Consider the following 25,487-nt stretch of genomic DNA (forward strand, 5'->3'; position numbering starts at 1 on the left):
AGTAGCAGATGGAAATAAATTCAATAATTTTTTTAAAAAGAAGGCATACAATTCCATCTTTTCACCGAGGAAATAACCAAAGATTGCAATAATCAGGAAAGAGAATGGGATGATCGCCATTACAAAGAAGTATGATATGGAGCCTGCCAGCAATGGCCCATCGTCTTTGAAAAAATCAGCGACACTCTTGATTATTATCTTCATTTGCTATGCAGTGGAGGAAAACTGAATTAAAATTACCGGTTGTCTGAATTATAGTTGTTAACATTATTTGAAGGATGGTCGTGATTGAAGAGTCGGATGGAAATAGCATATCAATATATTCAATTTGCCAATTCCAGCAAAATGCCGCTTGCAGTTCTGAAATTTGGCGCGATCATCGTTATTGGGCCTGTCGTTACAGAATTTTGAGCTTTTGCTCTTCTTTTCGAAGGAATTCGTTTAAATCATTTTGTAATTCCCAATATAATTTGATGGCCTTTTCCCCTGCCTCGGTGAGTTTTGTCCCACCACCGCCTTTGCCGCCTGTGACCTTCTCGACAAGGGGCTCGCCTGCCTGATTATTCATGGAGTCAACAAGGTCCCATGCGTGTTTATAAGACATCTCCATGGATTTTGCGGCGAGTGTGATGGACCCATGCTCTTTTATCATCTCAAGGAGATAGACCCTTCCATGCCCTAGAAAATTATTCTCGCCCCTGCTGATCCAGACAAGCCCTTTCAGTTGGAGTACCCCTTTTTTGTTGTTTTTTCTGTGCTTTGTCATATGATCTCAATATACACATGAATGCAGCCTGTCGTCAATTATTTTGTGTGTCAACCTTTGAAGGAGGGTGGCGGCAGGTGGTGGGGCCTGCCGCCACTGACACGGATCAGGATAAATCCATGCAGATAAAACACAGCATAAATTATATATGCTGTTTGTGGATTAGTTATATGCCATAGAATATAACGACATGTCAAGGGTGATTTTAATTCAGAGAGGATTGCAGTGCTTACGGTATTACCCAGAGACTCTCCTTTTTTAAAGCCACACGTATGCTCTTTCCCTTCCCGAGCAGTAATTTCCTCACTACGAAATTTGGCAATTCTATCTTGAGAAACGTCTCTCCTGACCCTATCCTTAGAAATATGATCTGTGTGGAGCCTTTGCCTGTCATGGATGTTATCTCACCTTCAATGATGTTGTCCTGCACATTGCTGTCCAGCGGTTTGCCAGGTCTGATTACAATGACCTCTTCAGGCCTGATACAGATAGATACATCCTGTCCCTTTTCAAAGGTCCTTCCTCCTGTCACGAAGGTCTTTAGCAAACCTATATCCTGATTCCTAATCGTTACATGGGAGCCGTCGGATTCCGTAACCGTGCCGTCAAAAATATTTCTCGTGCCGATAAATCTTGCAACATTTCTTGTCTGTGGCCTGTAGAATACATCCTCCCTTGGTCCTGCCTGCTCAATATGGCCGTTATTGAGCACCGCAATGTTTTTGCCAAGCATAAAGGCCTCCTCAAGGTCGTGTGTAACGAGTATCGTGGAGACAGGATATATTGAATGAATGCGGAGAAGGTCCGCACGGAGCTTTTCCCTCACCTGGAAGTCGAGTGCCGAGAATGGTTCATCAAGGAGGAGTAGCCTGGGCTCTGTGGCAAGGGTCCTGGCGAGTGCGCACCTCTGCCTCTGACCACCGGAAAGCTCCTGTGGGTATCTATTCTCAAGGCCGCTGAGCCGCATAACCTCAATCAGTTCATTTACCTTGTTCTGAATGATGGGATGTCCCAGGTGACTTATTCCGTAGGCGATGTTCCTGTATACGGTCATGTGGGGAAACAGTGCATAGTCCTGAAAGAGGTGCCCTATGCGTCTGTTTCGTACCGGTATGTTGATTTGCTTTGCCGATTCAAAGACAGTTTCATTGCCGAGCATAACAACACCCTCATCCGGACTTACAATCCCTGAGATCATCTTAAGTATCAGGGTCTTTCCGGCCCCTGACGGGCCGAAGAGCACGAGCAGGTCTTCGTTCACCGCAAGGCTCACGTCTATATGAAAACCTTTAAAGGATTTCTTAAGTCTCAGGTCAAGATTCACTTAAAACCTTCCCCTCGTGAATCTCTCTGCTATATAGAGCACCGTAAAGGAAAAGAGTGTGATTATGCCAACAAGGAGATTGGCTGTATAGGTGTCGCCGCTCTGAACAGCATCATAAATAGCGATCGGGAGTGTCTGTGTCCTGCCGGGGATATTACCAGCTATCATGAGGGTAGCGCCGAACTCTCCGGTTGCCCGTGCAAAGGCCATTACGATTCCTGCCGCAATTCCCCGCCATGCAAGGGGCAGGGTAATCGTCCTCAGGATATAGGCCTCTGTCTTCCCGAGGAGGCGTGCGGCATCCTCAAGGTCTTTCCCTACTCCTTCGATGGCGGCCTTTGCAGGCTTTATAAACAGGGGTATGGATGAGACAATTGAGGCCAGCACAGCCCCCTTCCATGTAAAAACGAGCTGGAGTCCCAGGACATCCCCAAGGAATCTGCCGATGGGGCTCCCCTTGCCGAAGGCGGTCAAGAGATAATAACCGAGGACAGTCGGTGGTATCACGAGAGGCTGCATGATCAGGACATCGAGGATGCTTTTACCGAAAAATTTCTTCTTTGCCAGAATCCAGGCAATCACGAGCCCTGCCGAGGCAGTAAATATCGTGGCAATGAAGGAGACCTTAATGGTAAGATATAAAGGAAATAGATTCATATATCTACGGTATTATAAATCCGTATTTTTTCATTACTTCGCTCCCGATGGGTCCTTTGACATAGCGGATAAAAGACCTTGCGGCCTCCTGATCCTTTGAATCCTTCACGATTCCGACGGCTTGAACTATCGGATTATGGAGGGCAGGATCTATCCTGATATACTTTATCTCCGGGACATTGGCTACCGAGAGTGCGACCACTCCTGCCTGGGCATTACCGCTCTGGATAAACTGCAGGGCCTGCCTGATATTCTCCCCGTAGACGAGACTGTCTTTGAGTTTATCCCAAACACCGGCTGATTTCAGCGCCTCCATAGCTGCCCTCCCATATGGGGCATGGTCGGGATTTGCGATCGAGATATTTTTTATCTCAGGTTTTAAGAGGTTTGTCAACTCTTTAACATCTATGCCGGAGGCCCTGTTAACTGCAAGAACGATTACCCCCATTGCATAACTTTCCACAGTTGCTGGTATTATGTAGCCTTTGCTGCTCAGGTCTTCAAGAGACTTCCGGTCTGCTGCAAAAAAGAGATCAAACGGTGCCCCTTCAGAGATCTGCTTTGCAAGCATACCGGTGGAGCCGAATGACAGGATGACCCTGGTGCCTGTCTCCCTTTCAAACCCTGCCGCAATGTCTTTAAATGCAAAACTAAGGTCTGCAGCCGCTGCGACGGTGATACTCTTTTCCTCTGCAGCAACCGCGTTGCCCTGCAGGTTAAAGGCTATCAGCGCCGGAATAAGCAACAAAACAATAGTTAACATAAATCTTATCTTATTTTTCATAAATTGTCTCCTTTGATTCATCCCCTGCTTGTGTTCAGAATACAGTAATGGCCTGGACCAGTACCAGATTTCCAATCCGTGATCCGGTTGCATCTGTCTCCTGGGCTGTCACAATTGAGCTATTCCCTGCATCCCGTATCAGATAATTTGCCGTAATCCTGCTCTTGCCTTTCAGGTAATATGTGACGCCGAGGGTCGTTGTTTTTAAATGACTGTCGCCTGTATCGGAGTCTTTTTCATAATCTTCGTATCTTGCCATAAATTCCATGAACTGCAAAGACTGGGGTTTATATGATGCCTGAAGATACCATCCAGCCGGCTTCTGTGTCTTTCCTGAAGAGGCGGCGCTGGTTGCTACATCCCAGTTTTTCCATCTTGCGGTAAGATACTCTCCTCTCACCCGCAATCCGGAATCGGACACATACTCCCCATCCAGGCCATATGCCGTCTTTTTAACCGATACGGCTGATAACTCCCCCTCACCCCTTCCTGCATAGCCGGAGAACCCAAGCCTCAGCCCTTTGAGTGGTGAGGCGGTAACCCTCCCCACGAGGTCCTTCTTTCCGTTATTGTCCCCGCTGTTGATCCCGGCCCCATTGATCAGTGCAATCCCATAAGTGAGTCCCTTGAGGTCTTTGATTTCCCCGTCAAGCTTTACCCCGATGTCCCTGAAGCTCCCCCCCTTGGTACCCAGCTTGCCTGCGATATCGTTGATGGATTCCGCCCTAAGGACAGGCACCCTGTCCGGCGTCCCTTCCAGACCCTCGAGGGTAAAGGGATATTTGAACTGCCCGACAGTAATATTTGCGAGGGGGGTTATCTTATATGTAAGGTAGCCATCCCACAACTTAACGCTTGCTGTTCCACTGGCAGGACTTGGGCCGTCAAAGTTACCGGTGACCCTGTAACCTGCCTTATCAGTTACATCCCCCTTTACGTCTATCCTGGCCCTCCGTACCCTAAACTCGTTGTCAACCTTTCTTGACTCAGTTGTCTGATTTGAAAGGTCGCTGTTGTCTGACCTATACCAGCCTTCAACATAGCCTTCTACTCTTGGTTTTAAAGCGGATGCTCCGGCCTCCCCCGCCTTGCTGGTTTCTTCTGCAGAGGCAATCCCTGTAAAATAGCCAAACATTGTAAGCATTGTAAAAGTGATTGACATGGAAACAACTACCCTTAAAATGAATCTGCAATCCATATATCTGCCTCCTCTGATTTGATGAACCGTAATCAGCCTGCGTTCACAACATATCACGAAAACGTCATTCCCGCATAAGCGGGAATATAGACCGAGACCTGGTTCTGGATTCCCACTCCCCGCTTAAATCCTGCGGGGACAGGTTCCGTGGGAATGACGTGAACACAGATGTATTATGATGTGAACAGTATACTTTATTTATGTCCGTTATTGTCAGTTAACTATAACGATTGGCAAAAAAACAGATATTCATATTCAGTGCCTCCTTTCCCAAAATGGTCTTGTATCCGGAGCATATGTATTGTGATCTTTTCGCCTGCGTAGTATATAGTTGGATATAACGAAATGTCAAGGTATAAATAAATGATCCGAAATGTATCGGGAGCCTTCTATTTTCTCCGGGCAAATAACCGTGAGATCATAACAAAGAAAAACGGGATGAAGAGCAGGTCTATGAAGGTGGCTGAGAGCAGTCCGCCGGTCACAGCAGTGCCGATGGCGTTTTGGGCCGCTGCACCTGCCCCGCGCGTTAAAGCCAGAGGAAGGGTTCCGAAAAAAAACGCCAGGGATGTCATGATAACCGGACGCAGTCTAATCTTTATTGCAGTCAGGGTAGCCTCTACAAGCTCGTGTCCCTGACTCATCTGTTCCTTGATGAACTGGATGATGAGTATTGCGTTCTTGGTTGAAAGCCCTACGGTCGTGAGCAGGCCTATCTGCAGATAGATGTCATTGGGAAGTCCCCGCAGCGTAACCGCTGTGACTGCACCCACCAGACCAAGTGGCAGCATAAGCAGGTTGACTAATGGAAATGTCCAGCTCTCGTACAAGGCAGCCACGGACAGAAACACTACCAGGAGGGAGATGGCGTAAAGCGCAGGGGCCTGAGCACCGGCATTTTTTTCTTCGTACGAAAGACCGGTCCATTCGTAGCCGATGCCTGCTGGCAGCCGGGCTGCCATTTTCTCCATTTCATCCATAGCCTCGCCGGTACTTATCCCGGGCGCTGCCTGTCCCATAATTTCCGTGGAAGGAATGCCGTTATACCTCTCCAGACGGGGAGATCCATACTGCCAGTGGGCGCTGGAAAATGCCGAGAATGGTACCATGTCGCCGTCTTTGTTGCTTACATACCAGTTATTGATATCCTCAGGCAGCATCCTGTATCTGGCGTCTGCCTGTATAAAGACCTTCTTTACCCTGCCGTTCTGGATAAAGTCATTGACATAGGCACTCCCCCATGCGGTTGCAAGGACACTGTTTATGTCGGCTAATGATACCCCCAGTGCCCCGGCGCGTACGTCGTCTATATCAAGTTTGAACTGGGGGGAGTCATCCTGTCCGTTTGGACGCACGGCGATCAGTTTTGGGTTTTTCATGGCCATTCCCAGGAGCTGGTTGCGGGCCTCCATCAGCCTTTCATGCCCGAGTCCGCTTCGATCCTGCAATTGGAAGTCAAAACCATTGGCCTGTCCAAGTTCCGTCACAGCCGGCGGTGAGAAGGCAAAGGCCATGGCGTCGCGGTACTGCGAAAATGCCTTCATGGCCCGGCCGGCAATGGCCGGCGCCTTCAGATCAGGGGTTCGGCGCAAATCCCAGTCCTTCAGTTTCACCCAGGCGATCCCCATATTCTGACCGCGGCCGGCGAAGCTGAATCCGCTGACTGTAATTATCCCCTCCACTGTTTTGGACTCATTCTCAAGAAAATGCCGCTCAATCTGGCGCAGCACCGGGATCGTCCTCTCCTGGGTTGCGCCAACCGGAAGCTGGATCTGACAGACTATGAAACCCTGATCCTCATCCGGCAGGAAGGAAGAGGGAAGGCGCAGGAAAAAGAAGATCACGGCCGCGACGATAGCGCCGTATATCACCAGGTAGCGCACCGGCCTATTGAAGGAACGGTTGACGATTCGTTCATAGAGCGCCCTGGCGCTTTCAAAGACCCTGTTGAACCTGCTAAAGAACCAGCTTAACAAGCCGGACTCACCGAAATGATGCCCCCTTTCTACTGGTTTGAGCAGGGTGGCACAGAGCGACGGTGTCAGGATCATGGCGACCAGTACTGACAGTATCATGGCAGAGATGATAGTAATAGAGAATTGACGATATATTATGCCGGTCGAACCGCTGAAAAAGGCCATTGGCAGAAAGACCGCAGTCAAAACTGTGGCAATCCCCCAGAGGGCGCTGGTAATCTGCCCCATGGATTTGATTGTGGCGTCACGCGGTGAAAGTCCTTCCTCGGACATGATCCTCTCCACGTTCTCAACCACTACAATGGCATCGTCCACCAGGAGACCAATAACTATGACGAGGGCGAACATGGTAAGGGTATTGATGGAAAAACCTGAAATTGCAAGGACCCCCATTGTACCAAGGAGAACCACGGGCACCGCAATGGCAGGGATCAGTGTTGCCCTGATATTCTGAAGGAAGATGAACATGATGATAAAGACCAGGATTACGGCCTCGATCAGTGTCCGTACCACCTCATCGATCGAGATTTTGACGAATGGCGTGCTATCGTAGGGATAGACCACCTTCATGCCCGGGGGGAAGTACCGGGACAACTCCTGCATTTTGGCCTTGATACGGTTCCCGGTGTCGAGGGCATTGGCCCCTGCTGCAAGACGTATTGCCATTCCACCCACCGGCTTTCCGTTGTAAAATGACTGGATGTCGTAGTTTTCGGTACCTATCCTGCTTTCAGCCACATCCCTGAGCCTGACCGTCGAGCCGTCCGGGTTGGTACGCAGTATGATAGCGTCGAATTGCTCCGGGGTCTGCAGCAGCGCGCGTGTCGTTATGGTGGCATTTAACTGTTGTCCACTGACAGCCGGCATACCCCCGAACTGGCCTGCTGAGACCTGGGTGTTCTGCGACTGAATGGCTGCGATGACCTGATTGGTTGTTAATCTATAGTTGTTCAACTTTGCAGGGTTGAGCCATATCCTCATGGCATTCTGGGTGCCGAAAAACTGTATTTCACCAACCCCTTCCAGGCGGCTGATAATATCCTGGACGCTTGAGACCAGGTAGTCTGTCAGGGCCGCACGGTCCATGGAATTGTCTTCAGACACGAGGCCTATAATCAGGAGAAAATTCCTGGTGGATTTGACCACCTGGATCCCCTGCCGCTGCACTACCTGGGGCAGAAGCGGAGTGGCCAGTTGCAGCTTGTTCTGCACCTGCACTTGGGCGATGTTTGGATCAGTGCCTGCCCTGAAGGTAAGGTTGATGGCAACAGCACCTGAAGAGTCGCTGGTGGATGACATGTAAATCAGGTTGTCAATCCCGTTCAGCTTCTGCTCGATCACCTGAGTGACTGTGTCCTGTACTGTCTGGGCTGAGGCGCCTGGATAAGAGGCATTGATGGTAATCTGGGGCGGCGCTATAGGCGGATACTGGGAGAGCGGCAGTGTCCTGATAGCAAGGAGGCCCCCAAGCATTACCATGATGGCAATCACAATGGCAAAAATGGGACGATTTATGAAGAATCTGGGCATCAAGCGGCTCCTTTAATTATTTTTAGGGGCACCTGCGGACGATGTATCAGCCGAGCCGCCGAACGCCACGACCTTAACGGGCACCCCCGGCCGTGCCTTCTGTATCCCTTCAAGGATGACTCGGTCACCTGCCTTCAGTCCTTCGCTGACCAGCCAGTTGTCTCCGACAGTGCGGACGACCTTAATGATCCGTGGTTCCACCTTCTCTTCGTTTCCTACAACCATGACCATGGCATTTCCGGCCTGGTTGCGGGTAACACCCCTCTGGGGAACCAGGATTGCGCGCTCACTGACACCTTCCTCCAGGACAGCGCGGACAAACATGCCGGGCAGCAGCAGCTGCTTCGGATTCGGAAAGACAGCCCGAAGTGTTAAGGAGCCGGTGCTCTGGTCCACTGTAACTTCTGAAAACTTCAGGGTGCCAGGCAATGGATAGATACTCCCGTCCTCCAGCATCAACCTGACCCGTGCCTGAGAAGCCCCGCCGCCTTTCAAAATACCGCTGTCCAGGCTCTGCCTGAGGCGCAGCATTTCAGAACTGGACTGGGTAACATCCACATACATGGAGCTTAGCTGCTGGATGGTGGCCAGAGCAGCAGGCTGATTGGCTGTTACCAGGGCACCGTCAGTTACTGACGACCGGCCTATCCTTCCTGAGATGGGCGCGGTCACCCTCGTATAAGTAAGGTTGATCCGGGCTGTTTCGACCGAGGCGTGTGCCGACGCTACATCGGCCTCAGCCTGCTGGAGAGCAGCATTTGCATCGTCGTAGTCCTGCTGGCTGACCGCATGGTTTGTAATGAGTTCCTTATAACGCTCTGCCTTGAGCCGGGCAGGAACAAGATTGGCCTCAGCCCTTGCAAGCGCTGCCCGGGCGCTGTTATGGGCCGCCTGATACATGGCAGGGTCAATCTGGTAGAGTACTGCACCTGCTTCAACATCCGAGCCTTCTGCAAACATGCGTTTCTGGATAATGCCGCTAACCTGTGGCCGCACCTCCGCAACGAGGAAGGCAGAAGTCCTGCCTGGCAGCTCTGTGGTAAGTATCACTTTCTGAGGTTTTATCTCAATGACCCCTACCTCGGTCGGCCCGCCAGGCGCCATTGTGACTGCGGCATCCTTTTGCGTGCAACCTGCGGTCATGAGGGTCATAAAAACAATTCCCGCAGAGATGAAGCTGGCTGCGCAATTTTGTTTGTAAACTTCAAAAAAACTCATCTGCCGCTCCTCCGTATTAGTCAGTTTGCACCCTCCCGTTTATTAACGGCTCTAAAACCTGGCTCCTGGCAGGATTCATACAGGAGTAACAAACCGGGATACATGTCAGTGGATATTTCTGACCGGATGTTTCTGAACCTGTTACATCAGGTGGGTAACAATATACTGATCACCGTACTTTCTGATATTGTCATAAGTAATCTGTAATTCATCAAGGTGTTCCTCTTCATCTTTCAGGATTTCTTCAAGGAGGAGCCTGCTTCCGTTGTCCCCCTCAGAAAAACAGGTGGATATACCGGCATTTAATCTGTCAATTGCCGCAAGCTCGATGTCAATATTCAGTTTGATCATGTCAATAATCTCATTCTGTTCCATATCAGGCACCATATGCTTCTGGTAACTCACTGAAGCGCCCAGGAACAGGATTCTCTCGGCAAGTTTCTCTGCGTGTTTCATTTCGTCAACAGCATCTTCCTTGAGTCTTTCTGCAAGCTTTTTGTATCCTTTATCAGAACACTTTGTGTGCTGATCCATGTAGATGCCGACAGCGCCAATCTCAGAAGTATAAACATCTGTCAGAATATTGATAATTTTTTTATTTGGTTTCTTCATATAACTCCCCTTTCCCCCTCATATTATAAGAGGAGAAATCTTGTTATGCCTTTGATGGCACTTCCTGATACAGCTTCATTGAACAGAATTTGGGTCCGCACATGGAGCAGAATGCTGCTTCCTTAAACGATGGTTGAGGGAGTGTCTCATCGTGCATTGCCCTTGCTGTCTCAGGGTCTAATGACAGCTCAAACTGGCGGTTCCAGTCAAAGGCAAACCTTGCCTTTGATATGGCATCATCCCTGTCCCTTGCGCCCTTCCTGTGGCGGGCTATGTCTGCTGCATGGGCCGCTATCTTGTATGCTATTATCCCGTTTCTTACATCTTCCAGGTTTGGAAGACCAAGATGTTCCTTGGGAGTTACATAGCATAGTATTGAAGCGCCGGCAGTGGCGGCGACTGTAGCCCCGATTGCAGATGTAATATGGTCATAACCAGGTGCAACATCCGTGACAATCGGGCCGAGTACATAGAAAGGCGCGCCGTGACACACCTCTATTTCTCTCCTGACATTCATCTCTATCTGATCCAATGGCACATGACCAGGCCCCTCTATCATTACCTGGACGTCTTCTTCCCAGGCCTTCAGGGTAAGTTCGCCAAGGACGGAAAGCTCTGCAAACTGGGCCTCATCGCTTGCATCAGCAAGGCAACCAGGCCTCAAGCCGTCGCCAAGGCTCAGGCTCACATCATACCGCTTGCATATCTCAAGTATACGGTCGAAGTGCGTATACAGCGGATTCTGTTTATTATGATAGGTCATCCACTGTGCCATAATTGCCCCGCCGCGGCTTACAATACCCATGTGCCGTTTTGCAGCCATTGGCAGAAACTCGTGGAGAAGTCCGCAGTGGATTGTCATAAAGTCTACACCCTGTTTTGCCTGGATTTCTATTATCCCGAGCAGGTCATCTATGGTCAGCTCATGTATCTCGTTTACCCCCTCCAGAGCTTCATAGGCAGGGACAGTTCCAAGCGGTATAGGGCTGTTCTGTATCATGGCCTCGCGGATATCATGAATATTCCTGCCTGTACTCAAATCCATTACTGCATCTGCCCCGTATTTGACGCACAGATTGAGTTTCTGGATCTCTTCATCTACTGAAGAGCTCAGTGAAGAATTACCTATATTGGCATTAATCTTACACCTTGTGGCAATACCTATGCCCATCGGCTCAAGGTTTGTATGATGGATATTAGCCGGAATGATAAGACGGCCGCCGGCTATCTCTGAAAGTATAAGTTCAGGCTCAAGGTCTTCAACCTTTGCAACGTGACGCATCTCTTCGGTTATGATACCCTGTCTTGCATAATGCATCTGCGTGACATTTTCTTTCCCGATGCGTTGTTTTACCCAGTTACTTCTCATATGATCTCCAAAATAACGGCTATACAGGCCGGTGTTACGATTCTATTAACTTTCCATTGCTGATAATTGTTTCAGTTCCTCCATCCCCGTATCCGAGGATAAGGGTGGGATTAAAGAATACGTAATCTTCATGAAAATTAGCGCTCGTTATTCCGCCAAACGTGGTGTTGTCTCCAAGTGCAATGTGTGTTGTCCCGAGTATCTTTTCAGCCTCGAGGATATTGTCGGCTCTTGAGGCCTTGTCATTTGTCCCTATACCGAGCTCTGCAATATTTGTGGCGGTCGGACTTACTCTGAAGATATTTTCAAGATATTCTACAAATGCCTGATCCCCTTCCACCTTAACTACCTTACCCTCTTTAACTGTAAGAGTAACAGGAGGAGAAAGCCTCTTAGTGGTTGACCACTCAAGCACCATTACTCCTTCAGATGTCCCTTCTAAAGGGGCGGCATACACCTCTCCTGCCGGCAGGTTTCCAAAGCTCCCCTTTTCAGTTATGATACCGGTATCCGCGAAGCCGGTGCGGCCGCTCAAACCAATGCTCAGGCTCGTCCCGAGAGGGCACTTCATTGTAACTGATTCCGCCTTTGTAATAAGGCCTGCAACATATTCAGTCCGCCTTTTTACTGTGTTCCAGTCAACGTCCATCGGACCTGTAAACATGCCAGGGTCAAACATTGGCATGCTTGCATAACGGGCCCCCCTTATCTTTGTCAGGAGATGCCGGAACCTTGTGTGGCTGGTTGAGAAATTCGCCATGCCTATTACTACATCAACCATATCATCTTTATATGGAGACAGTATCTCAAATGCCTTTTCCACATCACCTGCTGCCGCCTTTTTTGCGATTAATCTTTCGAGTATACCATTGTCCCGTAATTTCCGGATGGCGTTACTGCCAAATGCCATCTGCCAGACGGGTTCAGGCGGTTCATATCCGTTATTTGGAAGGGAGTCGTAGGTATAAAACTGTGTACTGGTAAGTTCAGCCGAACACTCAGACACCCGTTCAGCAGCCTTTTCAAGACGCCTGCATCTGTCCATCTCTTTAGGCTCAAGCCGCCCCTCCTGCATGTGGTCAGTAAATACAAGCACGCGTTCGCCCTGACTCACATTCAGGTTGACTTTGAGCAGTTTTTCTATTGCCTTGTCCATAAATGGGTAAAAAAGGGGACAGATTTATTTTCCGCTGCAACGGGAAAATAAATCTGTCCCCTTTTCCTGATATTATGCAGTGATCACTTCTTCTATCTCAGGGATCATTGCCTTAAGTTGTCTCTCTACACCGAGCTTGAGCGTATATGTGGAACTTGGGCAGCCTGAACAGGCCCCGACAAGTCTGACCTTTACCGTTGCACCCTCGATGCCAATAAGTTGTATATCGCCACCGTCTCTCTGCAGTGCCGGACGGATCATTTTAAGCACCTCTTCCACCCGTGCCTGGTCTATAGTCGTCTCCATTAAAAATCCTCCTTCTATGTTTTGTTGCAATTTATTATAATACTCTAACACGAAGATGCGGGAATATGCAACCTCCGGGCAGGTGAACAAAGAATGTCATCCGGCAATTACAAGAGTCTGTTAAAACATTTTGGATTCCAGTCCTTCCTCTGCACCCAGTTCCTTGGGGCTTTCAATGACAATATCTACAAGATGGTTGTTTCTCTTTTTGCTGTTGAGGAAGCGGTACGCACAGGCAACGGAGGGAGTATGTATCTCTCCCTTACAGGAGTGGTTTTCATCCTTCCTTTCCTTATGTTCTCAGGATATGCAGGACATGCGGCTGACGTATTCAACAAGCGAAGCGTGCTCATTGTTACCAAGAGCTTTGAGATTGTTGCCATGGGGCTGGCTGTTATTGCATTGTGGTCAGGACGAATTGACTTTATGTTGTTTGTGCTCTTTCTAATGGCCCTGCAGTCAACCTTTTTCAGTCCTGCCAAGTATGGGATTATCCCGGAAATGCTTTCTGACAGAGACCTGTCACGGGCCAATGGCCTCCTCGAGATGAGCACATTCCTTGCGATTATCATTGGCACAGCCATGGGCGGGTTTATATTTGGCATGTGGAAGGACAGGATTAGCCTTATAAGCCTTTTTGTGGTTGCAACTGCAGTAATAGGCACAATTACAAGTTTTGGTATTTCAAGGGTTCCCAATTCCGGGGCCAGCAATACATTCCGGCTGAGTCCATGGGGAGAGATATCCATTGGTCTGAAACGGCTATATTCGAATAAACTCCTCTTTATGACGGTAATCGGGATCTCATATCTATGGTTCATCGGTGCCCTGCTTCAAATGGACATCCTACTTATCGGGAAAGAGGTTATGCGTCTCGATGACAAGTTGATTGGATTGCTCGTGGCTTTTCTTGCTATCGGAATAGGAGCCGGAGGTGTTTTGGCCGGCCGTCTGTCAGGGGACAGGATCGAACCAGGACTTGTACCTGTCGGCTCACTCTGCATGGGGCTCTTTTCCATAGTCCTCTCTTATGCAACGCCATCATTTGTAATGACTGCCTTGTCTCTCATCTTTCTCGGATTTGCAGGGGGTATTTTTGTGGTTCCCCTGAATGCACTCCTGCAGCAAAAGAGTGGAGCCCAGGAGAAGGGGAGGATGATTGCTGCAAATAACTTTGTTAATACCATTGGAGTCCTGTTTGCATCGGGCATGTTATGGTTATTACGGGATCTGCTCGGGGTCAGTCCTGCATGGATTGCCTTTATAACCGGGGTTTTTTCATTTGCTGTGACAATAATCATAATTAGCGAGCTTCCCGATTTCCTTATCCGTTTTGTCCTCTATACCATTACCCATACAGTATACAGAATCCGCATAACAGGTGAAGAAAATATACCTGTTAGAGGCCCTGCTGTTCTTGTAAGCAATCACATATCCTTTGCAGACCCGTTTTTTATCGGCTCTTCAGTACCCGGATTTGTACGCTTTTTAGTTACGAGAGACTATTATGACATTAAATCACTTCAGTGGTTTTTCAGGCTGATGAAGGCTATACCTCTTTCTGCCAATAGCAGGCGGGATATCGTAAGTGCCATTGAACAGGCACGTAAAGAGCTTCAAAATGGAAATGTAGTCTGTATATTTGCTGAGGGGGAGATCAGCAGGACAGGACATATCAGACCTTTTAAGAGGGGGATTGAAAAGATCACGGAAGGTCTGGATGTCCCTGTGATACCAGTCCATCTTGATAGTGTGTGGGGGAGCATTTTCAGTTTCAGGGGTAGAAAGTTTTTCTACAAGTGGCCTGAGAGATTATTCCGCCCTGTCACTGTATCCTTTGGCAAGCCGCTTGCTTCAGATGCATCGGCACAGGAGATACGTCAGGCAATAATGGAGCTTGGTTGTGAGGCTGCGGCAAACCGCAGGAAATCTACAGACCTGCTCCATCTGCGGTTCATAAGGACTGCAAGACGAAATTGGAAGACCTTCTGTATGGCTGATTCAGGAGGCAGGAGGCTTACATATGGCAAGGCCCTTACCGAAAGCCTGTTGCTCTCCATTGTAATCAGAAGACGATACAGGAATGAACCTGTGGTCGGGATTATGCTCCCGCCATCCGTTGGCGGAGCACTGGCAAATATTGCTTCACTGATGGCCGGGAAAGCGGTAGCGAATCTTGACTTTACAGCAGGAGCGGATGCAATAGCCTCAGCCATAAGACAGAGTGGTATAAGAACTATCCTGACCTCGCGCATCTTCATGGAGAAGATACAGAGGGAAAAGCCTGAAGGGATGGTATTTCTTGAAGATATTCAGGGAGAGGCTCCGGTTGTCCGGAATATCATTGCAGCGGCGATGACACGTCTGCTCCCGTTGGGTCTCCTGAACAGACTGCTGAACATTGATAAATCCGTTCCCGGTGAGCTTGCGGTACTTGTATTTTCAGGCTGGAGCACAGGGCTCCCAAAGGGTATCATGCTCTCTCATGGCAATATTGTCTCAAATGTTGAGGGTATTGAGCAGGTATTCAATCTTAATAACGAAGATCGTCTGATGGGGGTCCTGCCATTCTCCAGCTCTTTTGGCGTGACAGCCACCATATGGTTCCCATTAATAACAGGGTCTGGTGTCGTGTATCACTCTGATCCGGTGGATGCCAGGACCATTGGCGGGATGGTGTCAGGTTATAAGGCTACTGTGCTTATAACGACACCGGCGTATTGTTCATCATACATAAGTAAATGCACGAGAGAAGAGTTCTCCTCATTGCGTTATGTGGTGGCAGGTGCAGAAAAACGTCATGAGTCCAATGCTGCAGAGTTTAGAGATAAATTCGGCCTGGAATTGCTTGAGGGATATTGTTGCACTGAAATGGGGTCTGTTGTATCAGTCAATACCCCTGATATTGTCCATGGGAACGTCAGGCAAAGGGGCAATAAGCCTGGAACAGTGGGGCATCCTATACCCGGAGTTGCAGTAAGGATAGTGGATGTTGATACAGGCGAAGCATTGCCATGCGGAGCAGCGGGTATGTTACTTGTAAAAGGTCCGGGACAAATGACTGGTTACATGAAACAGCCGGGATCTTCAGATGGTGTCATAAAAGACGGCTGGTACATAACCGGTGACATCGCATCTATTGACAGGGATGGTTTCATAACAATAAAAGACCGCCTGGCAGGATTCAGCAATAGAACCGGCAGTGTCCCTGATAATATAATGTCACACTGCATTGACACTGAAGGTACGGTTTAGTTATAGTAAAACAATTATTAAAATAAGGCTGGTCTTATTCCTGAACAGCGAAAAGGAGGATGGAAGATGAATATGATAAAAAGGGGTATCTATCTTGGCTTTGTAATTATACTCGTGGGGATGTTTGGTATGGCCGGCTGTGCAAAGAAGCTTCCGTCTGTGACAAAGGCGCCGGCATGGGTAACACAGGGAAGTGCCGCATTTAACGACTCAGGGAACAGGGTGTTCTACGGGGTCGGTTCAGTTACAGGAGTCAAGAATAAGCCGCTTGCAAGAACTGCGGCAGAGAACAGGGCGAGGGCTGAGATTGGGAAGGTGTTTGAGACATATACGGCTTCTCTCATGCGTGATTATATGGCCTCCACTGCCGGGGGGGCAGTTGTGGCAAAGGACACAGCAACATCTGAAGAGCAGCATATTGAACAGACTGTAAAAACATTCTCTGCTGTGACTCTGAGCGGGGTAATGATTGCAGACCATTGGACAGACCCAGCGGATGGGACTGTATACGCACTTGCAAGATTAGACCTCAGTGCATTCAGGAACAGCCTTGACAAGGCAAGGGAACTTAACTCCGATGTCCGCGACTTCGTGAAAAAGAATGCTGAGAATGCGTTCGATAAGCTGGAGGCTGAGGAGAAGAAGTAGCGGCAGGGTGAGGCTTTCAAGTTGAACCTAAATAAATATTTACTTTTGTTCAGCCTTGTCTTTCTTTCCTTTCAGACGTCATGTGCCGTCAGAACTGCCGTTTCCGCCTTAAATCCAGACTGGACAGACGGCAGGAGCAGTAAATATCCATCTGAACTATACCTGACAGGTGTCGGCTATGGCGATGACCGCAAGGCGGCTGAAGATTCGGCGTTTGCCGCTATTGCAAGGATGTTTCAGGCCGGGATACAGTCAAAGACCAGTGAGATGGAGCAATATACCCAGACAGTTGTCAGGGGAAAGACACACGTCAGCCGTGATATCAAAATAGATCAGATTACATCAGTAGCAACCAATAAGACGCTTGAGGATATCTCAATTGCAGAGGTGTGGGAAGATGAATCTGAGAATCGCATTTATGCCCTCGCTGTCATGGACAGGCGGCATGCAATGACTGCAATAAAAGAAAAGATTGCTGCTATTGACGGCGATATAGAGATAATGCAGCAAAAATCCGCTGATATATCAGACAAAATTAAAAAGGCAGGGACACTCAGGGCTATACTGAAATCACTTCTGGACAGGGAGGTCTATAATACTGATTTACGCATAATCAACCCTTCGGGCACAGGGCTGGAGCCGCCGGCAACACCTCTTGACGTAAAACAGCAGCTTCAGAAAATCCTTACAGATGAGATACGCATAGGTGTTCAAGTTGAAGGTCCGCACAGCGATGACATACGCTCTTCTATCATTGAGGGGCTGACGGGGGAGGGGTTTTCAGTTGATGAGGCGGGTGGTGCGGACAAACCTGATATCCTCGTGCGGGGAGTAGTCAGTTTTGAGAATGCAGACATTCCACAGTGGAAATTTGTAAGATGGAATATTACTATTGACCTCATTAATCAGTCTGACAGCAGGATATTCGGCAGCATTACCCGTCATGGAAGGGAAGGTCACATGAACTTCAAAGAGGCAGAGGATAAGGCAGTCCGGGCGCTGCAGGAAGATATTAACAATGAACTTGGCCGTCAACTTATTTCATCTGTTTACGGGGGGGACTGAATTACGGCATTCTGAATAAGTATCCTAGGGCCATCCTTAAAGAGCATCTCAATTTTATTATTTTGAATCAATGATAAGACTATCCCAACCCCAAATTTGGAATGTTGTATAATCTCATCCTTTTTATAACTTCCGGACATACTATAGATTCTGACCCTGGTTAAATCATAATCAGTTAACCTCGACATATATTCGTTGTAATGTGCTTCCGGAGTCTTTATCTTCCTGGCAGGGCTTGCTGATTTTGAAGATGTTGCAGATTTGGGCCTGGTAGTTCCGGATGGTTTGGCACGAAACTTATGTTCGCTGTTACAGGTATTGCACTTTACCTTTACAGGCACATTATTAGCCATAGCAATAATTGTATGGACTAATTCCAATTTACACTTTGTACACCATCCGTCAACAGGACCACTTACCGTATAATTATTTTTCATAACACATCATACCACAATCACAGTGCCCTGGTAAACAAAAAAAAATAGCGGGTTATTGAGCCCTTCTGACCGACTTAATTGTTACTGTCTCCATGGGGACATCACCCAACCCCATTTTCGTGCCTGTTTTCACACTCTTTATCCTGTCAACGACATCCATTCCTTCCACAACCTTGCCAAATACTGCATATCCGTAGCCCTGCGGTGATGTGTCCCGATGATCGAGGAAGTCGTTATCCACAACATTGACAAAGAACTGGGCGGTTGCACTGTCCACAACCATTGTCCTTGCCATCGCAATTGTTCCACGTTTGTTCTTTAAACCGTTTGCTGCCTCATTTTTTATTTGCCCCTTTGTCTGTTTCTGCTGCATATCCGGTGTGAAGCCGCCACCCTGGATCATGAAGTTGCTTATTACCCTGTGGAATATAGTCCCATCGTAGAACTTGTCATCAACATATGACAGAAAATTACTGGTGCTTATAGGCGCATTCTTCTTATCCAGCTCTATTTTGATATTCCCGGCCGATGTCTCCATCAGTACTACCGGATTCTTATCCTCTGCGCCGGCTTCTCCGCCTGCCACCATCATTACCATTGATGCTGCAATAATTAAACTCAGGATTGTCAACTGCATTTAGATCTCCTTTCAACTTATTGGTTTTATTGTGTTTGTGTTTTATCCCAATCCCACATCGAGCACCATCATGACTGCAAATCCGAGCATGGCGCCCATTGTCGCCGTATCTGTATTGCCGTTATGCTGGGCTTCCGGGATAAGTTCCTCTACAACTACAAATATCATAGCACCGGCTGCAAACGCAAGTGCATATGGAAGAATTGCCTGTGATGTTATGACAACAGCCGCGCCGATCAGCCCGGCAGCAGGTTCGACTACAGCCGACAACTGCCCGTACCAGAAGCTCTTAAATCTTGATAACCCTTCACGTCTCAGAGGCATGGACACCGCCATTCCTTCAGGAAAGTTCTGGAGCCCTATACCTATCGCCAGTGCAACAGCCCCTGTAAAGGTGGCTGACGGGAGGCCTGATGCAGCAGCACCGAAAGCGACTCCGACTGCGAGGCCTTCCGGGAAATTATGCAGTGTGATGGCAAGGATAAGCAGGGTGCTGCGATGCCAGGATGTCTTGATCCCCTCTGCCTCTTCACCCGCAAAACCGCTGTGCAGGTGTGGAAGCACCCTGTCAATGCCTCTGAGGAAGATTCCGCCAAGCAAAAATCCGGTTAAAGGCGGCAGCCAGATAGGAACCCCCCTGCCTTCAGACATCTCGATTGCAGGTGCAAGCAATGACCAGTAACTGGCGGCGATCATTACCCCTGCAGCAAAACCGAGCATCCCATCCAGCATCCTGATGTTAACATTGCGTGTCAGAAACACCACGGCAGCGCCGATGGCAGTGACTCCCCATGTAAAGGAGGTTGCTAAGAATGCCTGATAGACGGGGTGGAGGTTTTGGAAATAACTTATCATATAATGCAGACTATACAGGGGGCATGTAATCTGATGCAAGAAACAGCGCTATAAGTCCGCATATCAGTATGACAACATTAAGAGCTACTGACCTCATGTGTATATGTCTGAATTCCCTTTTAAGGATTTCCTTCTGCCCGGCATCTTCCACTGTCCTGATCTGGAGTCTGACTTCCCTGGCCTTTGAAGCCACAGCAAGCCCCAGATAGAGCGTCAGGGCTGTCATTACCACCAGGATGCTTATTCTGCCCCATGGATAGAGACGCTCCTTCAGGGACAACAGGATGACAGTGGCAAGGGCAGTCCCGCTGCAGAGGTAGCCCATTATCCAGTATTTTGGGAATATGTCTCCGAGCACATCCCCTGCGCTCTCCCGCGGCAGGACCTTGAATATACTTGGTGCGCCTATCACGACGAGGAAAACCATGCCGCCGGTCCAGACAGCAAGTGACAGGAGATGAATAAATCTTAACATGGTAATCATACAGAGGTCATCCTGATCAGCTCAATTGCCTTCTTATGCAGGTTTCTGTTTGCTGCTGCAATGAGCGGTACTGTGCGTTCAAGGCCTGCGTTAATACCGCTGATGTCTCCGCCGTCCATGTCTGTAATAATTCCCCCGGCCTCCTTGAGTATCAGCATGCCTGCGGCGAAATCGAAGCTCCTTGCCGGCGTGGCGACAAGCAGGAGATCAATTGCATTGCTCGCCATAATGGAAAGGTCAAGGGCAGTTGCACCGAGGCAACGGACTTTTTTTGCAGATCTCAGTACCGGCAGTATCCTGTCAATGTCCTTCCTGGGAACAGAAGCCTCATATGCCACCATTTCAAATTCTTCCGTGCCGTGACAATTAATCCTTGTCCCATTACACCAGGCGCCCTCCCCCTTAACAGCCCAGTATTCTTTTCCTGAGGAAAGGTCCAGGACATATCCTGCAATAAGGTTCTCAAGCCTCCGCCCATCCAGTACCGCTATAGATGCGGCATAGTACGGCACACCCCTCTTTGCATTATTGCTGCCGTCTATTGGGTCAACAAGGATATATATGTCACTTTCTGCACCAAACTTTTTTATTCCGCACTCTTCAGATATCAGAGTGAACCCTTTGCCAGTGCCTGCAGTCTTTTCCAAAGCCTCAATTATGATTGTTTCTGCTGTTTCATCTATCAGGAATGTCTGATCACCGCTGGCGCCATGCCTGATATGGACTGCGGCATCTGCGCTGCCGGCTATAGCGGGGATTTCCGCGAAAAGTCTTTTACCAATACCACGTAAAATCTCTATCCACTCATATGGAGATAACTGCATAGATCCATAATAGCAGAGTTTGGTCAATATTGACAGATTTACATTAAAGCTGCGGAATCAATGACACGGCAGACTTCCTCTTCATTTGTTATGCCGTTCCCTATCTTGACAGCTGCATCGTCACACAGGCTCATCATCCCTTCTCTGACCGCGGCATCCCGCATATCGGCTTCTGTGCCGCCGGAAACTATAAGCTGTCTGGCCTTTGGTTTGACTGTAAATATCTCAAATATGCCTGTCCTCCCGGAGTATCCCGTCCTGTTGCATGAGTAACAGCGGCCTGTGGAATTCTGCCCGTTCCTGCAGTTGCAGCATAACCTTCTGACCAGCCGCTGCGCAATAATCCCTATTACAGTGGATGCTATGATATGGCCTGGTATGCCGATATCAATCAGTCTTGTTACAGCAGATACTGAATCGTTCGTATGAAGCGTACTAAGGACGAGATGGCCTGTCATTGCGGCCCTGAATGCTATAGCCGCAGTCTCTTCGTCGCGTATCTCGCCTATCAATATCACATCAGGGTCCTGCCTCAGTATTGATCTGAGACACCTGGCAAATGTCAGTCCGATGTCTGATCTGGCCTGAACCTGATTTATACCGGCGATATTGTATTCTACAGGATCTTCAACTGTAACAATATTAAGCATGCCGGACTTAATCCTGTTTATGATTGAGTACAGGGTCGTAGTCTTTCCGCTGCCGGTGGGGCCGGTAACAAGGATTATCCCCTTTTTTCGCTGTATCAGTTTCTGAACTGTATCATAATCATTATGAGACAAGCCAAGGTTTTCGAGCGACACGGTTGTCTGATTGTGATCAAGAATCCTTATTACTGTCTTCTCCCCTCCGGATACCGGCAGGGTTGATATGCGGACATCAATTTCCGTGTTGCTGATTTTTAGCCTGAATCCGCCATCCTGCGGCAGTCTCCTCTCTGCAATGTTTAACCGTGCCAGGATCTTGAGGCGTGAGGTCAGGGGTCCGTGGAGCCCTGACGGAAGGCGCGCCTTTTCCAGCAATACGCCGTCAATCCTGTACCGCACAGTCAGAGATTCTCCTGAAGGTTCTATGTGAATGTCGCTTGCCCTGTTCTCAACGGCCTCTGAAAGGAGAAGGTTTACCAGCCTGATTACAGGTGCGCTGTTGCCTTCGGTTTCCGGTTCCCGGAGATTGCCTGCCGCAGATTCCGGCCCCGGAAAATCTGAGACAGATGCATCGAACCTGTAGTGATGCCTGATTGCCTCGGCCACCGCCCCTTGAGACCCGATAAGTGTGCGTATCTTCATCCCGCTGTGAAATTCTATATCTTTTAAGGAGTCAAGATTCAATGGATCAGCGGTTATTACAAACAGGGTCCTGCCCTCTGAATATAAAGGAAGGATTGAATGCCTCTTTGCCATGTCCCCGGGCACGTGAATGAGCACGTCAGGCATAATATTGAAATTTCTGATATCGGCATATTCAAGGCCATGTTGCCGTGAAAGGGTCTTTGCTATATCATCCTCAGATGCGAGTCCTTTGCATCTGAGCAGGTCCCCGAATCTCATTTGAGTCCCTTTTTGTGCTGCGACTATTTCGTCTATGACAGCGCTTCCTATTATCCCCTCTTCTGCGAGTATTTCTCCTGTTTTCTTATATGCCCCCATTGCAGAATTCCTCCATAACCATTTTAAGATTATTGATTTCTGTGTCTGTGATTGTTGTAAGGCTGTCAAAGGATGCCTTCTTCAGGAGTGTGTCCTGATAAGTCCTGACCAGTGGTTTCCCGCTGTATGTTATTACTGTTATTGCGCCGTCCAGATCAGTGCGGTAAATTGCAGAGCCGGCATGTCTGTATGCAGAAATCGCCTCAGGTGAAGGATGGCGGTATGAATTCTGATAGCCTGCTGAAATAATCGCTGCAGCAGGCTTAACAGAGGAAATGAATTTGGCATCAACAGATCCACGCGCCCCGTGATGGGGGACCTTCAGAATACTGCTCCTGAGTCCGGCATTGCTGGCAGCAATATCCCTGAGGCGCTCTGCCCCTGTATCTCCGGTAAATAATACTGCACTATTTCCGCATGCAATCCGCATCACAACAGAGAGGTCATTTATCATTCCTGAATTTGATATCCTGTGTCCTGACATATGCGACGGGGGATTTAACACTGACACACTGCAGCCGTCTATTGTCTTCGCCACCGGATTTGAGCTTACTGATAAATGCCTGATGCCCTGGTCCCTGATTCTCCTGTCAAACAGGAAAGTGGCAGGGCTTGTCATCCCATTGGTCCAGACCTCACCTACCTTAAAAGTGTCCAGTATATATATCAGCCCTCCGGCGTGGTCTGTCTGGGGATGGGACAGCACCATATAATCAACAGTTCTTATCCCCTTGTTCCAGAGGTATGGCGCAATTACGGATCTGCCTGTATCCAGTGTATTGCTGAATGTGCCGCCGCCGTCAATGAGCATGATTTTACTGCCGGGAAATTCTATGAGCGCAGAATCCCCCTGTCCAACGTCGAGAAAGGAGATGCGCAGGGTCTTATTGTCATAGCTGCCGGATAGTCTGCAGCATATCGCGGCGGCGATCAGGGATATTGAAATGACAGTAGTAATTTTTGCCCATCTCTTTTTAAGGTAAGAGAGTGAGATTAAAAAAAGGTACAATAAAATGACCAGGATTATATGAGGCGAAGGTGTGTGTATGACGGCAAAGGGGAGAGATGCAAAAAAATCCACCATCTTCAGAAACACCATCACAAGTATTTCATTCAGCGTTTCAAATGGGAGTACGGCTCTGTTGAAAATAAGTCCGATACAGCCTGATGCCAGACCAACTGGTATGACTGTAAGCCCTGCATAGGGTATTAATATCAGGTTAGACAGCAATCCTGTCCATGTCAGTTGATTGAAATAATGTGAAACTATCGGAGTAGTGGATGCCGCTGCGCTGACAGTAAGTATAAGGAGGAGCACGAACTTGCGCCGCCATTCTGCGGGACCTTTTGCAACACCCCCTTTACCGCCAGTATCATGAAAGATCCTCACGGTAATGATCATTGCCAGGACTGCGGTGTATGATAATTGAAATGATATGTCAAACAGTCCCTGAGGGTCCCGGATTAGCACTATCAGTGCGGCTATTGCCAGTGTGCTGATCGGGTCATCATCTCTTTCGATCACGATTGCCAGCAAAAAGACTATTGCCATTATCAGGGACCGAATCGTGGCAACCTCTCCCCCTGATAAAAAGGAATATAAGATTATGAGGGGTATTGTAACTATTGCCGATATTTTTGACGGCGTCGTGTACAGGGTAATCCGCAGGAAGAGCCTGTAAGGCAAATGGGTCAATAAATATCTGGTGATGAAAAAAATCAGGAATGTCACAAATCCCAGATGTGAGCCTGAGATCGAGAGGATGTGAGTAACGCCTGCTGCCGTGAATTTATCCCTGATCTCAGGTGTAAGGTCTCCCGTTGTACCGATTATCATTGCCTGCAGCACGGCAGATGAGTGATCAGAAAGGCCCTGTTTTATAGACACCCTGATGTTCTCTCGCCATCCGAATATTTTTTTCAATACAGGATTGCCATATTCCCCGGTCTTTATAAGCCAGTCCTTCTTCCCGGGACTGGCTGTTGCCCTGATGCCTTTGCGGGACAGATACCCCGCATAGTTAAACAGCCCCGGGTTCTTAAAGCCGCGGACCCTCTTGAGTCTCGCCGTGAACCGTATTTCATCGCCGTAATCCAGGCCAGCTGCCGTATCATAAACGGTTAATCTAACCCTTCCGCTTGCGGGCATAATGCTGTTTCCATGCTGTATCGCTGATGCCGTTAAGATTGCCGCAATCCTTTGAGGATAATGAATTACCGGTTCATCAACAGTTCCTGTAATGGTCACCTTATCTCCGTTTGCATGCCCTGATATGTCATCAGGAGGGAGGATGCCCGCCAGGAGTGTATATGAAAAACCTGCAGAAAATGCCATAACCATGAGAGGCAGAGCGGCATGCATTGGTTTGCCGGCTTTTCTGTTGATGACACAGGCAAATATCAGGAACAGGATAGTGATGACTGTTGTGCCGGCCGGGAAATAGTAAAATAATTCAGCGGCAGCAATACCCAAAATATAGAAGATTGTGATTTGGACAACCGGCCTTTGCATGGTTAGCCTTTATATTGGATTGTGCTGGAAAATGTCCCGGCGAAATTTGTTTGACCGGTGCATCAAAGTGCAAATTTAGAAATATTGATGAACCGGGAAGGGATTTAGTGCAGGTTTATAAACTTAACTATAGTCCAGGAAAGGAGGTTGTCAAGGGGTATAATATGGTCAGACAAGGGGCTGCAATTTCGATAAAAAAATATTGACACGAATAGGACTATTAAA

Annotated in this window: 23 protein-coding genes; 4 read left to right on the forward strand and 19 right to left on the reverse strand. The window is 48.4% G+C overall.

The genetic code is table 11. From position 1 onward, the window contains the following. From IT393_06910 to IT393_06965, 12 genes are all read right to left on the reverse strand, one after another. Nucleotides 1-204 (reverse strand): hypothetical protein (locus tag IT393_06910; protein MCC7202370.1); only part of this gene is annotated, 204 nt, incomplete at its 3' end. A gap of 193 nt (nucleotides 205-397) precedes the next feature. Then, nucleotides 398-766, reverse strand: a complete 369-nt coding sequence (locus tag IT393_06915) for a LysR family transcriptional regulator (protein MCC7202371.1) — start codon at nucleotides 764-766, stop codon at nucleotides 398-400. Nucleotides 767-995: 229 nt separating this feature from the next. Next, on the reverse strand, nucleotides 996-2,090 hold the full coding sequence (locus tag IT393_06920) for an ABC transporter ATP-binding protein (GenBank protein MCC7202372.1): 1,095 nt from the start codon (nucleotides 2,088-2,090) through the stop codon (nucleotides 996-998). Next, nucleotides 2,091-2,747 (reverse strand): molybdate ABC transporter permease subunit, encoded by a 657-nt coding sequence (gene modB / locus IT393_06925; protein ID MCC7202373.1) that lies wholly within the window; start codon nucleotides 2,745-2,747, stop codon nucleotides 2,091-2,093. It lies immediately after the preceding gene. 4 nt (nucleotides 2,748-2,751) lie between these two features. Continuing rightward, nucleotides 2,752-3,531, reverse strand: coding sequence for a molybdate ABC transporter substrate-binding protein (modA, locus tag IT393_06930; protein ID MCC7202374.1), 780 nt, complete (start codon nucleotides 3,529-3,531; stop codon nucleotides 2,752-2,754). 34 nt (nucleotides 3,532-3,565) lie between these two features. After that, nucleotides 3,566-4,729 carry a hypothetical protein gene (locus IT393_06935; protein MCC7202375.1) on the reverse strand — a complete coding sequence of 388 codons (1,164 nt, stop codon included), beginning with the start codon at nucleotides 4,727-4,729 and terminating at the stop codon, nucleotides 3,566-3,568. A 389-nt stretch (nucleotides 4,730-5,118) separates the two neighbouring features. After that, nucleotides 5,119-8,235, reverse strand: coding sequence for an efflux RND transporter permease subunit (locus IT393_06940; GenBank protein MCC7202376.1), 3,117 nt, complete (start codon nucleotides 8,233-8,235; stop codon nucleotides 5,119-5,121). Between the two features lie 12 nt (nucleotides 8,236-8,247). Next, the gene (locus IT393_06945) at nucleotides 8,248-9,387 is read right to left on the reverse strand and encodes an efflux RND transporter periplasmic adaptor subunit (protein ID MCC7202377.1); all 1,140 of its coding nucleotides are present in this window, start codon (nucleotides 9,385-9,387) and stop codon (nucleotides 8,248-8,250) included. Nucleotides 9,388-9,594: 207 nt separating this feature from the next. After that, entirely contained in the window at nucleotides 9,595-10,065 is a 471-nt protein-coding gene (locus IT393_06950) for a bacterioferritin (GenBank protein MCC7202378.1), read from the reverse strand. A 43-nt stretch (nucleotides 10,066-10,108) separates the two neighbouring features. Beyond that, entirely contained in the window at nucleotides 10,109-11,434 is a 1,326-nt protein-coding gene (thiC, locus tag IT393_06955; protein ID MCC7202379.1) for a phosphomethylpyrimidine synthase ThiC, read from the reverse strand. 34 nt (nucleotides 11,435-11,468) lie between these two features. Continuing rightward, on the reverse strand, nucleotides 11,469-12,590 hold the full coding sequence (locus IT393_06960; GenBank protein ID MCC7202380.1) for an aminopeptidase: 1,122 nt from the start codon (nucleotides 12,588-12,590) through the stop codon (nucleotides 11,469-11,471). A 72-nt stretch (nucleotides 12,591-12,662) separates the two neighbouring features. Then, nucleotides 12,663-12,896, reverse strand: coding sequence for a NifU family protein (locus tag IT393_06965; GenBank protein MCC7202381.1), 234 nt, complete (start codon nucleotides 12,894-12,896; stop codon nucleotides 12,663-12,665). Between the two features lie 93 nt (nucleotides 12,897-12,989). Here IT393_06965 and IT393_06970 point away from each other — a divergent pair, with 93 nt between their 5' ends. From IT393_06970 to IT393_06980, 3 genes are all read left to right on the forward strand, one after another. Beyond that, nucleotides 12,990-16,151: an MFS transporter gene (locus IT393_06970; protein MCC7202382.1), complete on the forward strand. Its 3,162-nt coding sequence runs from the start codon at nucleotides 12,990-12,992 to the stop codon at nucleotides 16,149-16,151. A gap of 66 nt (nucleotides 16,152-16,217) precedes the next feature. Next, a complete protein-coding gene (locus IT393_06975) occupies nucleotides 16,218-16,799 on the forward strand; it encodes an LPP20 family lipoprotein (protein ID MCC7202383.1) in 582 nt (193 codons plus the stop codon). 21 nt (nucleotides 16,800-16,820) lie between these two features. Continuing rightward, nucleotides 16,821-17,864, forward strand: a complete 1,044-nt coding sequence (locus tag IT393_06980; GenBank protein ID MCC7202384.1) for an LPP20 family lipoprotein — start codon at nucleotides 16,821-16,823, stop codon at nucleotides 17,862-17,864. Here the strand turns inward: IT393_06980 and IT393_06985 are convergent. The 7 genes from IT393_06985 to IT393_07015 are packed head-to-tail and all read right to left on the reverse strand — an operon-like array spanning nucleotide 17,849 to nucleotide 25,262. Beyond that, entirely contained in the window at nucleotides 17,849-18,301 is a 453-nt protein-coding gene (locus IT393_06985) for a hypothetical protein (protein ID MCC7202385.1), read from the reverse strand. The two genes, IT393_06980 and IT393_06985, sit on opposite strands and share 16 nt — an antisense overlap. A 52-nt stretch (nucleotides 18,302-18,353) precedes the next feature. Further along, the gene (locus IT393_06990) at nucleotides 18,354-18,938 is read right to left on the reverse strand and encodes a peptidyl-prolyl cis-trans isomerase (protein MCC7202386.1); all 585 of its coding nucleotides are present in this window, start codon (nucleotides 18,936-18,938) and stop codon (nucleotides 18,354-18,356) included. A 42-nt stretch (nucleotides 18,939-18,980) separates the two neighbouring features. Continuing rightward, complete coding sequence (locus tag IT393_06995) at nucleotides 18,981-19,793, reverse strand: ZIP family metal transporter (GenBank protein ID MCC7202387.1); 813 nt, start codon at nucleotides 19,791-19,793, stop codon at nucleotides 18,981-18,983. Nucleotides 19,794-19,803: 10 nt separating this feature from the next. Beyond that, entirely contained in the window at nucleotides 19,804-20,277 is a 474-nt protein-coding gene (locus IT393_07000; protein ID MCC7202388.1) for a DUF4149 domain-containing protein, read from the reverse strand. After that, a complete protein-coding gene (locus tag IT393_07005; protein ID MCC7202389.1) occupies nucleotides 20,274-21,101 on the reverse strand; it encodes a hypothetical protein in 828 nt (275 codons plus the stop codon). The genes IT393_07000 and IT393_07005 overlap by 4 nt, the downstream gene beginning before the upstream one ends. Nucleotides 21,102-21,139: 38 nt before the next feature. Continuing rightward, nucleotides 21,140-22,750 (reverse strand): Flp pilus assembly complex ATPase component TadA, encoded by a 1,611-nt coding sequence (gene tadA, locus IT393_07010; GenBank protein MCC7202390.1) that lies wholly within the window; start codon nucleotides 22,748-22,750, stop codon nucleotides 21,140-21,142. Next, complete coding sequence (locus IT393_07015; protein ID MCC7202391.1) at nucleotides 22,737-25,262, reverse strand: DNA internalization-related competence protein ComEC/Rec2; 2,526 nt, start codon at nucleotides 25,260-25,262, stop codon at nucleotides 22,737-22,739. The genes tadA and IT393_07015 overlap by 14 nt, the downstream gene beginning before the upstream one ends. Before the next feature lie 50 nt (nucleotides 25,263-25,312). Between IT393_07015 and IT393_07020 the strand changes: the two genes are divergently transcribed. Beyond that, nucleotides 25,313-25,468, forward strand: a complete 156-nt coding sequence (locus IT393_07020; GenBank protein MCC7202392.1) for a hypothetical protein — start codon at nucleotides 25,313-25,315, stop codon at nucleotides 25,466-25,468. Nucleotides 25,469-25,487 lie beyond the last annotated feature (19 nt).

It is taken from the genome of Nitrospirota bacterium (assembly GCA_020851375.1).
Taxonomy (GTDB): Bacteria; Nitrospirota; 9FT-COMBO-42-15; order HDB-SIOI813; family HDB-SIOI813; genus RBG-16-43-11.

What these genes read in the sequence shown, in the direction of transcription:
- IT393_06915 (MCC7202371.1), bottom strand. Translation starts at nt 766, where the DNA reads ATGACAAAGCACAGAAAAAACAACAAAAAAGGGGTACTCCAACTGAAA.
- modB (MCC7202373.1), bottom strand. Translation starts at nt 2,747, where the DNA reads ATGAATCTATTTCCTTTATATCTTACCATTAAGGTCTCCTTCATTGCC.
- modA (MCC7202374.1), bottom strand. Translation starts at nt 3,531, where the DNA reads ATGAAAAATAAGATAAGATTTATGTTAACTATTGTTTTGTTGCTTATT.
- IT393_06935 (MCC7202375.1), bottom strand. Translation starts at nt 4,729, where the DNA reads ATGGATTGCAGATTCATTTTAAGGGTAGTTGTTTCCATGTCAATCACT.
- IT393_06940 (MCC7202376.1), bottom strand. Translation starts at nt 8,235, where the DNA reads ATGCCCAGATTCTTCATAAATCGTCCCATTTTTGCCATTGTGATTGCC.
- IT393_06945 (MCC7202377.1), bottom strand. Translation starts at nt 9,387, where the DNA reads ATGACCCTCATGACCGCAGGTTGCACGCAAAAGGATGCCGCAGTCACA.
- IT393_06950 (MCC7202378.1), bottom strand. Translation starts at nt 10,065, where the DNA reads ATGAAGAAACCAAATAAAAAAATTATCAATATTCTGACAGATGTTTAT.
- thiC (MCC7202379.1), bottom strand. Translation starts at nt 11,434, where the DNA reads ATGAGAAGTAACTGGGTAAAACAACGCATCGGGAAAGAAAATGTCACG.
- IT393_06960 (MCC7202380.1), bottom strand. Translation starts at nt 12,590, where the DNA reads ATGGACAAGGCAATAGAAAAACTGCTCAAAGTCAACCTGAATGTGAGT.
- IT393_06965 (MCC7202381.1), bottom strand. Translation starts at nt 12,896, where the DNA reads ATGGAGACGACTATAGACCAGGCACGGGTGGAAGAGGTGCTTAAAATG.
- IT393_06970 (MCC7202382.1), top strand. Translation starts at nt 12,990, where the DNA reads ATGTCATCCGGCAATTACAAGAGTCTGTTAAAACATTTTGGATTCCAG.
- IT393_06975 (MCC7202383.1), top strand. Translation starts at nt 16,218, where the DNA reads ATGAATATGATAAAAAGGGGTATCTATCTTGGCTTTGTAATTATACTC.
- IT393_06985 (MCC7202385.1), bottom strand. Translation starts at nt 18,301, where the DNA reads ATGAAAAATAATTATACGGTAAGTGGTCCTGTTGACGGATGGTGTACA.
- IT393_06990 (MCC7202386.1), bottom strand. Translation starts at nt 18,938, where the DNA reads ATGCAGTTGACAATCCTGAGTTTAATTATTGCAGCATCAATGGTAATG.
- IT393_06995 (MCC7202387.1), bottom strand. Translation starts at nt 19,793, where the DNA reads ATGATAAGTTATTTCCAAAACCTCCACCCCGTCTATCAGGCATTCTTA.
- IT393_07000 (MCC7202388.1), bottom strand. Translation starts at nt 20,277, where the DNA reads ATGATTACCATGTTAAGATTTATTCATCTCCTGTCACTTGCTGTCTGG.
- IT393_07005 (MCC7202389.1), bottom strand. Translation starts at nt 21,101, where the DNA reads ATGCAGTTATCTCCATATGAGTGGATAGAGATTTTACGTGGTATTGGT.
- tadA (MCC7202390.1), bottom strand. Translation starts at nt 22,750, where the DNA reads ATGGGGGCATATAAGAAAACAGGAGAAATACTCGCAGAAGAGGGGATA.
- IT393_07015 (MCC7202391.1), bottom strand. Translation starts at nt 25,262, where the DNA reads ATGCAAAGGCCGGTTGTCCAAATCACAATCTTCTATATTTTGGGTATT.